Here is an 11,874-nt window from a genome sequence, read left to right on the forward strand (position 1 = left end):
AGGCCGCGCAGTGCGGCCTGGTCGACGTCTCCGAGCGCTCGCCCCCAGTGCGTCACGACCGGGAGGTCCGTGCCCTGGAGGGTGATGACGACGCTGGAGGTGTCGTCGTGCAGGTGCACGACCTCCGGGTTGTTCATGCGGGCCCCGTTCACATCAAACACAAATGAACAATGGGCCGATCCTCAGGGCACGTCACAACGATGTCAAGCGTTCGAAATTGTTCGGTTGTGTCGGATCAGACGACCAGGCTGATCAGTGCCGCGACCACGAAACCGACCACCGAGAGGATGGTCTCGAGGACGGTCCACGACTGCAGCGTCTCCTTCACCGACAGGCCGAAGTACCGGGACACGATCCAGAACCCGCCGTCGTTGACGTGCGAGGCGATGATCGAGCCCGACGCGATGGCCATGACGACCAGCGCGAGCTGCGGCTGCGAGTAGTTCAGGTCCGCCACCACCGGGGCGACGATGCCCGCGGTCGTCACGATCGCGACCGTCGCCGAGCCCTGGGCGATGCGGATGACGCAGCTGATCACGTACGCCAGCGCGATCACCGGCAGGCCGATGCCCGACAGCTCGTTCGCCAGCGTCTTGCCGATGCCCGTCGCGGCCAGCACGGCGCCGAAGAAGCCACCGGCACCGACCACGAGCAGGATCATCGCGACCGGCTTCAGGGACGCCGCCGACAGCTCCGCGACCTTCTCCCTGGTCATGCCGCGCCGGAAGCCCAGCAGCCAGAACGCGAGCAGCACCGAGATCGTCAGCGCGACCGCGGGCGTTCCGAAGAACGTCGCCACCGAGTACAGCTTCGAGCCCTTGGTGAGCAGGATCGAGCCGAACGTGCCGGCGAGGATCAGCACGAGCGGCAGGCCGATGATCGCGAGCACCAGGCCCAGCGAAGGGGGTTCGCGGTCGTCGCCGCTGCCGTTCTCCGCCCGCGCCGCCTCGGCCGCGGCCAGCATCTCCTCCGGGACCGGCACGTTGATGCGCTTGCCGATCCAGTAGGAGTACAGGACACCGCCGACGAACCACGCGGGGATCGCCACCGCGAGACCCATGATGATGATCCAGCCGAGCGACACCTTGAGCAGACCGGCCGCCGCCACCGGTCCCGGGTGGGGCGGCATGAACGCGTGCATGACCGAGAGACCGGCCAGCAACGGCATGGCGAACAGCACGATCGACTTGCCGCTGCGCTTGGCCGCCACGTAGACCAGCGGCGCCAGGACGAAGATGCCGATGTCGAAGAAGACCGGCACGCCGAAGATCAGGCCGGCGAGGCCGATCGCGACGGGCGCGCGCTTCTCGCCGAACGCGTTCATCAGCTTGTCCATCAGCACCTGCGCGCCGCCGGACGCCTCGAGGATCGCGCCCAGCAGCGTGCCGAGACCGATGATCGCGGCGATGTGGCCGAGGATGGAGCCGAAGCCCTTCTCCAGCAACGAGTCCGAGGCCTTCTGCGCTGACCCGACCAGCGTCTCCACCGGCACGCCGGCGAGGAGGGCGACCAGCAGGGCGACGACGATCAGCGCGATGAACGGCTCGACCTTGAACTTGATGATCAGCAGCAGCAGCACCGCGATGCTGACTACCGCGAGGGTGAGCAAGCCCCCTGTTGAGTGTTGCAACCAGTCGATCACGGGCGGCTCCTGAGTGAATGCCCTGGCACAGCGCCGGTGGCGGTTCCGTCGTCGATCACCGGCACCCCGTTGCAGAAGACGAACGGGATGCCGGCTGCCTGCTGCCGAGGCTCGTCGAACGTCGCCGTGTCGGCGATCGTCGCGGCGTCGAACAGCACCAGGTCGGCCGCGTAGCCCTCGCGGACCAGACCCCGGTCGGTGAGCCGCAGACGCCGGGCGGCGCGGCCGGTGAGGTGCTCGACGCACTCCTCCAGGCTCAGCACGCCCAGCTCGCGGACGTAGCGCGCGAAGTAGCGCGGGAACGTGCCCCACGCGCGCGGGTGCGGCCGGTCGCCCACGAGCAGGCCGTCGCTGCCGCCCGTGTGCGCCGGATGCTTCATGATCGCCTGCACGTTCTCCTCGTGGCCCACGTGCATGAGGCAGGAGGTGCCCAGGCGTTCGTCGACCAGCACGTCGAAGTACAGGTCGGCGGGAGGACGGCCGAGGCGGGACGCCGACTGCTGGACGCTGGCGCCCACGAGGTGCGCGTTGCGGTCGTTGCGGACCCCGTTGATCTCGATGGAGTCCCAGTCGACCGGCACGCCGTGGCACCCGTCGGAGCCGGTGTCCTCGATCTCGGCGCGGATGCGCTCACGGGTGTCCACGTCGGACAAGCGTGCCAGCGCCCTCTCCGGCCCGCCCTCCGTCGCCCACGACGGCAGCAGCGCGGACAGGTAGGTCGCGCCCGGCAGGTACGGGTAGGTGTCGAGCGAGATGTCCGCGCCCCGGGCGATCGCGTCGTCGAGCAGCGTCAGCAGCTCGGGCGCCTTGCCCTTGTTGACCGGGAAGTTCATCGTCGCGTGCGCCAGGTGCAGCGCGCAGCCCGCGCGGGTCGTGACGTCCACCATCTCGGCGTACGCCTCCAGCGCGCCCGCGCCGTAGCTGCGGTGGTGCGGGCTGTAGAACCCGCCGTGCTGCCCGACGACCTCGCAGAGCTGCACGAGCTCGGACGTGCCCGCGTACATGCCGGGCGTGTAGGTGAGCCCGGACGACATGCCCATCGCGCCCTCCGCAAGCGATTGCGCGAGAACGGTCCTCATCCTGTCCATTTCGGACTCGGTGGGCGGCCGGTCGTCCCAGCCGACCACGAGCATCCGCAGCGTGCCCTGCGGCACCAGGTACGCGGCGTTGACCGCGATGCCTCGGTCGAGCCGGTCGAGGTACTCGCCGACCGAGCGCCAGTTCCAGTCGAAGCCCGGCGGGTCGTCGTTCCACCCGGCGAGCTGGCCCCGCAGCGTCGCGAGCACCTCGTCGTCCACGGGCGCGTACGACAGGCCGTCCTGGCCGAGCACCTCGGTCGTGACGCCCTGCGAGACCTTCGCCAGGTGGTCCGGTTCGGCGAGCACGCGCAGGTCGGAGTGCGAGTGCATGTCGATGAACCCCGGTGCGAGCACCAGGCCGCCGGCGTCGATCGACCTGGTGGCGCTCAGACCTTCGCCGATCGAGGCGATGACGCCGTCCTTGATCGACACATCAGCCCGGTAGGCGGGTGCGCCGGTGCCGTCGGCGATCAGCGGTCCGCGCAGGACGACGTCGTCCATCGGTGCGCTCCGATCAGAAGTAGGTGCGGATGAGGTCGACCACGGTCGTGCCGCGCACGACCGGGATGAGCTGCCACTTGTCGAACACCGTGCACGGGTGGGACAGGCCCAGCCCGATCCAGTCGCCGACCCTCACCGTGGCCTCGGGGCCGAGCTTCAGGAACGCGTGCTGGTCGTTCAGCGCGGTGATCTCCGCCTGGGCGAGCGGGGCGATCGCACCGTCGCGGCGGCGCAGCAGCTGCGGTTCCGGCAGGCCCTCGTCGAACGACGCGTCGCGCTTGCCGATCGTCAGCAGCGCCAGGTCGCGCTGCGGCCGTGACGTCACCTGGGCCCACGCGCGCAGGGCGCTGCGGAACGGCTCCACGCCCTCGATCCGGGAGAACGGCGAGATGCCGCGGTAGAAGCCGTCGTCGTGCGTGATGTACGCGCCGCTGCGCAGCACCGGGGTCACCGGCACCGGCCACGGCTGCGACAGCGTCGCGGCGACCTGGTCGAAGTAGGCGCTGCCGCCGGCGGTGACGACCACCGAGTCGAGCTCGTCGAACATCCCGGCTTCGGCCAGCCGCAGCACCAGCGTGCGCAGGTCGGCGAGGTAGGCGTCCACGACGGACTTCGCCGACTCCGACGCGTCGTGCGCCAGCGCGCCCTCGTACCCGCCGGCGCCGGCCAGCCGCAGCACCGGGCTCTGGTCCACCGCCCGCGCGACGGCCAGCGCCGTCTCCAGGTCGCGTGCGCCGGTGCGCCCGCCGGGGGCGCCGAGCTCGACGAGCACGTCGACCGGCCGGGAGGGCTGCAGCTCCTGCAGCGTCTCGGTCATCAGCGCGACACCGGCCTCGGAGTCGGCCCAGCAGCTGAACTCGAAGCCCGGATCGGCGTCCAACTCGCCGACCAGCCAGCGCAGCGCGGCCGGGTCGAGCAGCTGGTTCGCCAGCAGGACGCGGGAGACGCCGAACGCGCGGTAGACGCGCAGCTGCGAGGCGTTGGCGGCCGTGATGCCCCACACCCCGTGCTCGACCTGCCGCTGGAAGAGCTGCGGCGCCATCGTCGTCTTGCCGTGCGGCGCGAGCTTGACGCCGTGGTTGTCGCACCACCGCGCCATCGTCGTCAGGTTGTGGTCCAGTGCGTCGGCGTCCAGCACGACCAGCGGTCCGACGAACTCGTCGGCGAACAGGTCGAGGCCGCGGTCGGCGACCTCGCCGACGGTCGACCCGAACGTGCTCGACGGCAGGCCCTTGAACCGCCAGTTCACCCGTTCGGAACGGATCTCGGCGACGGCGGACAGGTCCATCTCTATCAGTTGTTGCATATTTTGCAACTCCCATTGCGCGATGTGATGCTGGAGTGTGTAGCATTCGGGTGCGCCGCCGTCAACGAACACCTCTGGAGCACGCATGCGGTTCGAACACGTCGGCGGTGTCGTGTGCCTCGGCGAGACCATGGTGATGATGGTTCCGGCTGACCCCGGACCTGTGCATCTGGTGCGCACCTGGCACCGCGCCGTCGGTGGTGCCGAGTCCAACGTGGCCTGCCACCTCGCACGCCTGGGCGTCCGGTCGTCCTGGGTCGGCGCGGTCGGCGACGACTCGTTCGGGCTGGCGGTGCTCGACACCGTGGGCGGGTACGGCGTCGACGTGTCGGGGGTGCGGGTCGACCCGGCGCGCCCGACCGGCCTCTACGTCAAGGAGGCGTCCCCGCAGGGCAGCGCCGTGCGCTACTACCGGCGCGGCTCGGCGGCCTCGGGCATGGGGCTCGAGATGATCGACCTGCTCGGGCTCGGCGACGTGGCGCTGGTGCACGTCAGCGGCATCACGCCCGCCCTGTCCGACTCGTGCCTCGCGCTGATGCAGGAACTCCTGCGGCGCCCGCGGCACGGGTTCAAGATCTCGTTCGACCTGAACTGGCGGCCCGCGCTGTGGGCTGATCGCGACCCGCGCGTGCTCCGCGAGCTCGCCGACCTGGCCGACGTCGTGCTGGCCGGGTCGGACGAGGCGGAGCTCGTGTGGGGGACCGGTGATCCGCAGCGGTTGCGCGCGCTGCTGCCCGGCCCGGCGTCGCTCGTGGTGAAGCAGGGCGCGGAGGGGGCGACGCTGCTCGAGGACGGGGAGACGCACTTCGAGCCGGCGCTGCGGGTCGAGGTCGTGGAACCGGTCGGCGCGGGCGACGCGTTCGCGGCCGGGTTCCTCGCGGCCACCCTGGCGGGGGCGGCGCCGTCGGTGCGGCTGCGCGCGGGGCACCTGCAGGCCGCCTCCGCTTTGCTCACCGCCGAGGACGTCGGAGATCCTTTGCCGGACGACGTGTCGGACCCGCTCCTGCACGCCGACCCGCGGACCTGGGCGTCCGCCCGCCTGGAGGTGTAGATGAGCCAGAGCCTCGACCGCGCGCTCACGCTCGTGAGCCAGCTCGCGACGGGCCCGAAGACGCTGGACGAGCTGTCCGGCGTGATCGGCGTCCACAAGTCGACGACGCTGCGGCTGCTGCGCACGCTGGAGTCGCACCGCTTCGTCCAGCGCGACGGCGTGCACCACTACCGCCTCGGCACGGCCCTGTTCGACCTCGCCAACCGCGCCCTCGAGGAACGCGACGTCCGCCGCGCCGCCGAACCGGCGCTGCGCGAGCTCAACGCCCGCCTCGGCCACACCGTCCACCTCGCGTCCTACGAGGACGGTGAGGTGATCTACATCGACAAGTACGAGTCGCGCCACCAGATGCGCATGTACTCGCGCATCGGCCGCCGCGCGCCGCTGCACTGCACGGCCGTGGCGAAGATCCTGCTGGCCGACCTGCCCGCCCCCGCGCTGCAGAAGGTGCTGGCGCGCATGGAGTTCCCGAAGCTCACCGAGAACACCATCCTCGGCCCGGCCGCGTACCTGGCCGAGCTGGAACGCGTGCGCGCCACCGGGTACGCGGTCGACAACTCCGAGCACGAGGACTTCATCCACTGCATCGGCGCCCCGATCAAGGGCGCCCGCGGCGAGGTGCTCGCGGCCGTCTCGATGTCCGTGCCGAAGGTGCTGCTCGACTTCGACGGCCTGCTCGCCCACCTGCCCGACCTGCTCGCCACCGCCGAAGCTGCATCAGTCGAATGCGGTTATGTTCCAAGATGAGGGAGTTTCCGTTGTCCAAGGTTGAGATCAAGACCGCCGACGCGCCGCAGCCGGTGGCCCGTTTCTCCCAGGGTGTGCGCAAGGGCAACATCCTGCAGGTGGCCGGCCAGGTCGCGTTCGACCCGAAGTCCGGCGACATCGTCGGCACCACCGTCGCCGAGCAGACCCGTCAGACGTTCGCGAACCTGCACGCCGTGCTCGCCGCCGGCGGCGCGTCGATCGACGACGTCGTGATGATCCGCGTCTACCTCACCGACACCGCGCACTTCGCGGAGCTCAACGAGGTCTACGGCGAGTTCGTGACGGACCCGGCGCCCGCGCGCACGACCGTCTACGTCGGGCTGCCGGCCGGCCTGCTGGTCGAGATCGACGCGCTGGCCGTCGTCGACTGATCCGTTCGTCGCAACGGCGGTCCGGGGTGCTCTGCCGCACGCCGGGCCGCCGTCGCCGTTGTGACACGATCCGCGCATGAAGTGGTACGCGGACAGACCGGGCAGGTTCTCGCGTCAGCTGATCGCCGACCTCCTGGCCGTGGCGTGGGTGGCGCTGTGGATCTGGGTGGCCACCACGGTCCACGACTGGGTCCTGGAGCTGCGGGCCCCGGGAGACGGCCTGGTCAACGCGGGCGGCGACATCCGCGACGTCTTCACCAACGCCGCCGCCAAGGCCAGGAGCCTTCCCCTCGTGGGTGGCGACCTGGCGGGCGCGCTCGGCAACGGCACCAAGGCCGGCGAGACGCTGACCAACGCGGGCAACGCCCAGATCGGCGTCGTCGAGGACAGCGCGTTCTGGCTCGCGGCGGCGCTCGTCGTGGTTCCGGTGCTGTTCCTGCTCATCACCTGGCTGCCGCTGCGGCTCCGGTACGCGCGCAAGGCCGGCAACACCGCCAGGCTGCGCAACAAGCCCGACCTGCTCGCCCTGCGCGCGCTCACCAGCCTCAGCCCGCGGCAGCTCGCCAAGTTCGACGGCGACCCCGCGGTGGCGTGGCGGACCGGCGACACCGACGTCATCGACGAGCTGGCGCGCAGACAGCTCAAGGCGCTGGGGGTGCGGGCATGACCGTCATCGCCGTGATCGCCGCCGTGGTGGCCATGTGCGCCACGGCCATCTCCCTCTGGCAGGCGCGCGAGGCCAGGAGCGCCCAGCACGCGGCCGGCAAGGCGCAGGACGCCGCCGAGAAGGCGCAGGACGAGGCGCGGGCCGCGCGCAAGGCCGTCGAGCAGGCCATGTCCAGTGCGCTGCAGGCCAAGAACGCGGTGGACGAGGCCAGGGGTGCCGCGGCCAAGTCGGAGGAGGCCGCACAGGCGGCGCGGGCGCTGGCGGACGAGGCGGTGCAGCAGGCCCAGCAGGTGGCCGTGCAGATCAACGAGATGGCCGAGGTCCTCGCCGCGGAACGGCAGCGGCGCGGGATGCCGACGTTCGCGATCACGCCGGCGTCGCCGGACGAGTTCCGGCTCAGCTACTTCGGCGGGCCCGCCGTCATCGAACAGCTCACCGTGTCCGTGGTGCCGGGCTCACGCGTGCTCGGGCTGTCCCAGTACGGCGACGAGCCGCCGCGGGAGCACCTCGACGTCGGGCCGCTCCGCAACGGCTCCGCCATCACCTTCCGGGCCGCGACCGGGCAACGGGCCAGCGCGGTCTTCCAGATCAGGGCGGAGCCGTGGGAACCGGTCGTGGTCAGGGCGGATCAGTAGACGGGTCCGGTGTACTTCTCGCCGGGGCCCTGGCCGGGCTCGTCGGGCACGGCGGAGGCCTCGCGGAACGCCCGCTGGACCGACTGCAGGCCGTCCTTCAGCGGGGCGGCGTGCGGGCCGAGGTACTCCGAGGTCGCCGTCACCAGGCCCGCAAGGCCCGTGATCAGGCGGCGGGCCTCGTCGAGGTCGCGGCGCGGGGAGTTGTCGGGGTCCGGGTCGGCGAGGCCCAGGCGTTCCGCGGAGGCGGACAGCAGCATCACGGCGGCGCGGCTGATCACCTCGATGCTGGGGACATCTCCCAGGTCACGGATGTCGTCTTCAAGCGGATCGGTCACGCGCCCATTCAAGCAAGCGGGCGGCACGGGGCCGCGATTCGGGGGTTGACAAGTGCGTCTGCTACTATTTCGGACGCGACCAGCTCTCGTTAGTGCGAGAGCGGCAAGTGGAGCCCCGCTCCCACCCGCGATCACCGCTTCTTGAGGTGGCCGGGTCCGGTCCCCCTGGCAGTCAGGACGCACGGGCGTTCGGGCAGGCAGGTGTGTGATCGGTCGGAAGCGGGCCCTGTCGTCGACATCGACGGCGGGGCTCTTGTCTTTGGCGCAAACGAGTCTCAAAGGACGTGAATGACAAGTCCCTCGAACCGCGGTGCACCCGTCAGCACCGAGCCGCGCATCAACGACCGCATTCGGGTGCCGGAAGTTCGTCTGGTCGGGCCGAATGGTGAGCAGGTCGGGATCGTTCGCATCGAGGACGCGCTCCGACTCGCGCAGGAAGCGGATCTCGACCTCGTCGAGGTCGCCGCTCAGGCTCGCCCGCCGGTCTGCAAGCTCATGGACTACGGCAAGTTCAAGTACGAGACCGCGCAGAAGGCCCGCGAGTCGCGTCGGAACCAGCAGCTGACGGTCATCAAGGAGCAGAAGCTCCGCCCGAAGATCGACCCGCACGACTACCAGACGAAGAAGGGCCACGTGGCCCGCTTCCTCTCGCACGGGAACAAGGTCAAGGTGACCATCATGTTCCGCGGTCGCGAGCAGTCGCGCCCCGAGCTCGGTTACAGGCTTCTGCAGAAGCTGGCGGAGGACGTCGCGGAGCTGGGCTTCGTCGAGTCGAACCCCAAGCAGGACGGCCGCAACATGATCATGGTGTTGGCGCCGCACAAGAACATCAAGCCGCGCGTGGTCAAGCACGACGACGACGCGCCCGAGGCGGACGACGCCGCTTCGGAAGAGGCGTAGGACGCACGCCCGCCCCCGACCCGGTGGGTAGCACGAGACGAGGACGGAAATGCCGAAGAACAAGACGCACAGCGGGACCTCGAAGCGCTTCAAGGTCACCGGCAGCGGCAAGATCCTCCGGGAGAAGGCCGGCAAGCGCCACATCCTGGAGAAGAAGTCCAGCAAGGTGACGCGTCGCATGAGCGGCACCGCGGTCGTGTCGGACAACGACGCCCCGCGCATCAAGAAGCTGCTCGGTCTCTGACCCGCTTCGACACCCCCTAGCTAATTCGGGGGTTCGGGCCCCGACCCCGAACCCCCCATGAGATCGACAGGATGGACCCGTGGCACGCGTCAAGCGGGCTGTGAACGCCCAGAAGAAGCGCCGTACCACCCTCGAGCTCGCCAGCGGCTACCGCGGCCAGCGCTCGAGGCTGTACCGCAAGGCCAAGGAGCAGGTGCTCCACTCGCTCAACTACGCGTACCGCGACCGCCGTGCGCGCAAGGGCGACTTCCGCAAGCTGTGGATCCAGCGCATCAACGCCGCTGCCCGCGCGAACGGCATGACGTACAACCGCCTCATCCAGGGCCTGCGCCTGGGCGGCGTCGAGGTCGACCGCAAGATCCTCGCGGACCTCGCCGTCACCGACGCCACCGCCTTCACGGCCCTCGTCGAGATCGCGCGCGGCGCGCTCCCGGCCGACGTGAACGCTCCGGCCGGGGACAAGGCCTGAGCCAGCACGCACGAGCACACCGACCCGAGGCAGCTCCGTTCACCGAACGGACGCCTCGGGTCGTTGCTGCTCGCCACCTGACGCGCCGCCAGGGCCGCGACAAGGCCGGCCGCTTCCTCGTCGAGGGAGCCCAGGCCGTCCGCGAGGCGCTGGCCTGGAAGTCCGGCGCGGTGCACGAGCTCTTCGTCACCGCCACGGCCGCCGCCCGCAACACCGACCTCCTCCAGACCGCCGAGAACCAGGGCGTCCGGATCAGCGAGGTCGACGACAAGGCGGCCGCCTCCCTGTCGGAAACCGTGACGCCCCAAGGCCTCATCGCGGTCTGCGACGTGGTCCCGCAACCACTGGAGACCGCCCTGCAGGGCACCCCGCGTCTGGTGGCGGTGCTCTACGGCGTCTCCGATCCCGGCAACGCGGGCACCGTCACACGAGTGGCGGATGCCGCGGGAGCCGACGCGGTGATCTTCGCCGGCGACACGGTCGACCCCCACAACGGCAAGTGCGTGCGCGCCTCCACGGGCTCGCTCTTCCACCTGCCGATCGCGCGGTCCCGAGACGCCGACGAGGTCTTCACGGCCTGCCGAACCGCGGGCCTGCGCCTGGTGGCAGCCGACGGCCACGCCGAGCAGGACCTGGTGCAAGCCTCGGCCACCGGCGACCTGAGCCGCCCCACCGCGTGGGTGTTCGGCAGCGAGGCCCACGGCCTCCCGGACGACGTGGTGACCACACTGGACACGTCGCTGAAGGTCCCCCTCTACGGCGCGGCGGAAAGCCTGAACCTGGCCACCGCCGCCGCGGTCTGCCTCTACGCCTCCGCGCGAGACCAGCGGAATTGAACTGACGGACGCCGGGCGCACGATTACTGTGCGCCCGTGCGCGAACCCGAGATCGAACTCCTCTGCTCCCAGCTGGCCGCCTACTACGTCTTCCCGGACACGGCCCACGAGATCGCCACGGTGCTGCGGAAGCGCCTGTCCGAAGGCGCCTACGCCACAGCGTCCGACGACGAGGCGTTCGCCCGGCAGGTGACCGAAGACCTGCAGAGCGTCAACGGGGACAAGCACCTCCGCCTCCTGCACAGCGAGGAGGAGGTCGAGGAATCGGACGGGGGCTCGGCCTGGGACCCGGTGGCCTACCAGCGCCAAGCCGAGCAGGACGCCTTCGGCATCCGCAAACTCGAACGCCTGGAGGGCAACATCGGCCTCCTGGAACTGAGCAGCCTGCACGACGCGGAAATCGCCACCCCGGCCATCACCGCGGCCATGACCCTCCTGGCGCACACCAAGGCCCTGATCATCGACCTGCGCGGCAACGGCGGCGGCGACCCCCACACGGTAGCCCTGATCTGCAGCTACCTCTTCGACGAACCGGTGCACCTCAACGACATCTACAACCGCCCGAACGACACGACCCACCAGTTCTGGACCCTGCCCCACGTCCCGGGCCCGAAGTTCGGCGGCAAGAAGCCGGTCTACGTCCTCACCAGCTCCCGCACCTTCTCCGGCGCGGAGGAACTGAGCTACAACCTCCAGCAGAACAACCGAGCCACCCTGATCGGCGAAACGACGAGGGGCGGCGCCCACCCGGGCGACCGCTACCGGGTGGGCCCGCACCTGAAGTCGTCGATCCCGAACGGCCGGGCGATCAACCCGATCTCGGGCACGAACTGGGAGGGCGTGGGCGTGGTCCCGCACATCGAGGCGGAGGCGGACAAGGCCTTCGAGATCGCCTACGAGAAGGCAACGGCAAGCGAGTAGCCACCACGGCGAGGCCGAAGGCGAGCAGCGACGGCGAAGCCGAGCAGTCTTGGCTTTGGCTTTGGCTTGTGCTTTGGCTTTTACCGAGCGCGCCTGGTGGGGTGGTCCCGTCACGAGCAGTGCCGACGCGTTTGGCCGCGCCTGAGGAG

The 11,874-nt window shown here is 70.3% G+C and carries 14 protein-coding genes; 10 read left to right on the top strand and 4 right to left on the bottom strand.

Going from position 1 to position 11,874, the window contains the following annotated elements:
- Positions 1-235: 235 nt before the first annotated feature.
- The 3 genes from ACFWGZ_RS33525 to ACFWGZ_RS33535 are packed head-to-tail and all read right to left on the bottom strand — an operon-like array spanning position 236 to position 4,528.
- Complete coding sequence (locus ACFWGZ_RS33525) at positions 236-1,642, bottom strand: GntP family permease (RefSeq protein ID WP_382455601.1); 1,407 nt, start codon at positions 1,640-1,642, stop codon at positions 236-238.
- Positions 1,639-3,222, bottom strand: coding sequence for an amidohydrolase family protein (locus ACFWGZ_RS33530; protein WP_382455602.1), 1,584 nt, complete (start codon positions 3,220-3,222; stop codon positions 1,639-1,641). Before ACFWGZ_RS33530 ends, ACFWGZ_RS33525 begins: the two co-directional genes overlap by 4 nt.
- A 13-nt stretch (positions 3,223-3,235) precedes the next feature.
- Entirely contained in the window at positions 3,236-4,528 is a 1,293-nt protein-coding gene (locus tag ACFWGZ_RS33535; protein ID WP_382455603.1) for an amino acid deaminase, read from the bottom strand.
- A gap of 85 nt (positions 4,529-4,613) precedes the next feature.
- Here ACFWGZ_RS33535 and ACFWGZ_RS33540 point away from each other — a divergent pair, with 85 nt between their 5' ends.
- From ACFWGZ_RS33540 to ACFWGZ_RS33560, 5 genes are all read left to right on the top strand, one after another.
- Positions 4,614-5,579, top strand: a complete 966-nt coding sequence (locus ACFWGZ_RS33540; RefSeq protein WP_382455604.1) for a sugar kinase — start codon at positions 4,614-4,616, stop codon at positions 5,577-5,579.
- Positions 5,580-6,326: an IclR family transcriptional regulator gene (locus ACFWGZ_RS33545; RefSeq protein WP_382455605.1), complete on the top strand. Its 747-nt coding sequence runs from the start codon at positions 5,580-5,582 to the stop codon at positions 6,324-6,326.
- An 11-nt stretch (positions 6,327-6,337) separates the two neighbouring features.
- A complete protein-coding gene (locus ACFWGZ_RS33550; protein ID WP_189159655.1) occupies positions 6,338-6,718 on the top strand; it encodes a RidA family protein in 381 nt (126 codons plus the stop codon).
- Between the two features lie 76 nt (positions 6,719-6,794).
- Positions 6,795-7,385 (top strand): hypothetical protein, encoded by a 591-nt coding sequence (locus ACFWGZ_RS33555; protein WP_382455606.1) that lies wholly within the window; start codon positions 6,795-6,797, stop codon positions 7,383-7,385.
- Positions 7,382-8,020: a hypothetical protein gene (locus ACFWGZ_RS33560; RefSeq protein ID WP_382455607.1), complete on the top strand. Its 639-nt coding sequence runs from the start codon at positions 7,382-7,384 to the stop codon at positions 8,018-8,020. The genes ACFWGZ_RS33555 and ACFWGZ_RS33560 overlap by 4 nt, the downstream gene beginning before the upstream one ends.
- Here ACFWGZ_RS33560 and ACFWGZ_RS33565 read toward each other — a convergent pair.
- Complete coding sequence (locus ACFWGZ_RS33565; protein WP_382455608.1) at positions 8,014-8,355, bottom strand: DUF1844 domain-containing protein; 342 nt, start codon at positions 8,353-8,355, stop codon at positions 8,014-8,016. The genes ACFWGZ_RS33560 and ACFWGZ_RS33565 overlap by 7 nt on opposite strands.
- 288 nt (positions 8,356-8,643) lie before the next feature.
- Between ACFWGZ_RS33565 and infC the strand changes: the two genes are divergently transcribed.
- The 5 genes from infC (at position 8,644) to ACFWGZ_RS33590 (ending at position 11,725) form a co-directional block, all read left to right on the top strand.
- Entirely contained in the window at positions 8,644-9,255 is a 612-nt protein-coding gene (gene infC / locus ACFWGZ_RS33570) for a translation initiation factor IF-3 (RefSeq protein WP_382455609.1), read from the top strand.
- A gap of 49 nt (positions 9,256-9,304) precedes the next feature.
- Positions 9,305-9,499, top strand: coding sequence for a 50S ribosomal protein L35 (gene rpmI / locus ACFWGZ_RS33575; RefSeq protein WP_089950337.1), 195 nt, complete (start codon positions 9,305-9,307; stop codon positions 9,497-9,499).
- Positions 9,500-9,578: 79 nt separating this feature from the next.
- Positions 9,579-9,968, top strand: coding sequence for a 50S ribosomal protein L20 (gene rplT / locus ACFWGZ_RS33580; protein WP_382417494.1), 390 nt, complete (start codon positions 9,579-9,581; stop codon positions 9,966-9,968).
- Positions 9,965-10,804 (top strand): TrmH family RNA methyltransferase, encoded by an 840-nt coding sequence (locus ACFWGZ_RS33585; protein WP_382455611.1) that lies wholly within the window; start codon positions 9,965-9,967, stop codon positions 10,802-10,804. The genes rplT and ACFWGZ_RS33585 overlap by 4 nt, the downstream gene beginning before the upstream one ends.
- A gap of 36 nt (positions 10,805-10,840) precedes the next feature.
- Positions 10,841-11,725: a S41 family peptidase gene (locus tag ACFWGZ_RS33590; protein ID WP_382455610.1), complete on the top strand. Its 885-nt coding sequence runs from the start codon at positions 10,841-10,843 to the stop codon at positions 11,723-11,725.
- Positions 11,726-11,874: the final 149 nt, after the last annotated feature.

The organism is Lentzea sp. NPDC060358, from assembly GCF_042725365.1.
Lineage (GTDB): Bacteria > Actinomycetota > Actinomycetes > Mycobacteriales > Pseudonocardiaceae > Lentzea.

Excerpts from the sequence above, each read along its gene's own strand:
- ACFWGZ_RS33540 (WP_382455604.1), top strand. The coding sequence starts at position 4,614 with ATGCGGTTCGAACACGTCGGCGGTGTCGTGTGCCTCGGCGAGACCATG.
- ACFWGZ_RS33555 (WP_382455606.1), top strand. The coding sequence starts at position 6,795 with ATGAAGTGGTACGCGGACAGACCGGGCAGGTTCTCGCGTCAGCTGATC.
- ACFWGZ_RS33530 (WP_382455602.1), bottom strand. The coding sequence starts at position 3,222 with ATGGACGACGTCGTCCTGCGCGGACCGCTGATCGCCGACGGCACCGGC.
- rpmI (WP_089950337.1), top strand. The coding sequence starts at position 9,305 with ATGCCGAAGAACAAGACGCACAGCGGGACCTCGAAGCGCTTCAAGGTC.
- infC (WP_382455609.1), top strand. The coding sequence starts at position 8,644 with ATGACAAGTCCCTCGAACCGCGGTGCACCCGTCAGCACCGAGCCGCGC.
- ACFWGZ_RS33545 (WP_382455605.1), top strand. The coding sequence starts at position 5,580 with ATGAGCCAGAGCCTCGACCGCGCGCTCACGCTCGTGAGCCAGCTCGCG.
- ACFWGZ_RS33560 (WP_382455607.1), top strand. The coding sequence starts at position 7,382 with ATGACCGTCATCGCCGTGATCGCCGCCGTGGTGGCCATGTGCGCCACG.
- ACFWGZ_RS33535 (WP_382455603.1), bottom strand. The coding sequence starts at position 4,528 with ATGCAACAACTGATAGAGATGGACCTGTCCGCCGTCGCCGAGATCCGT.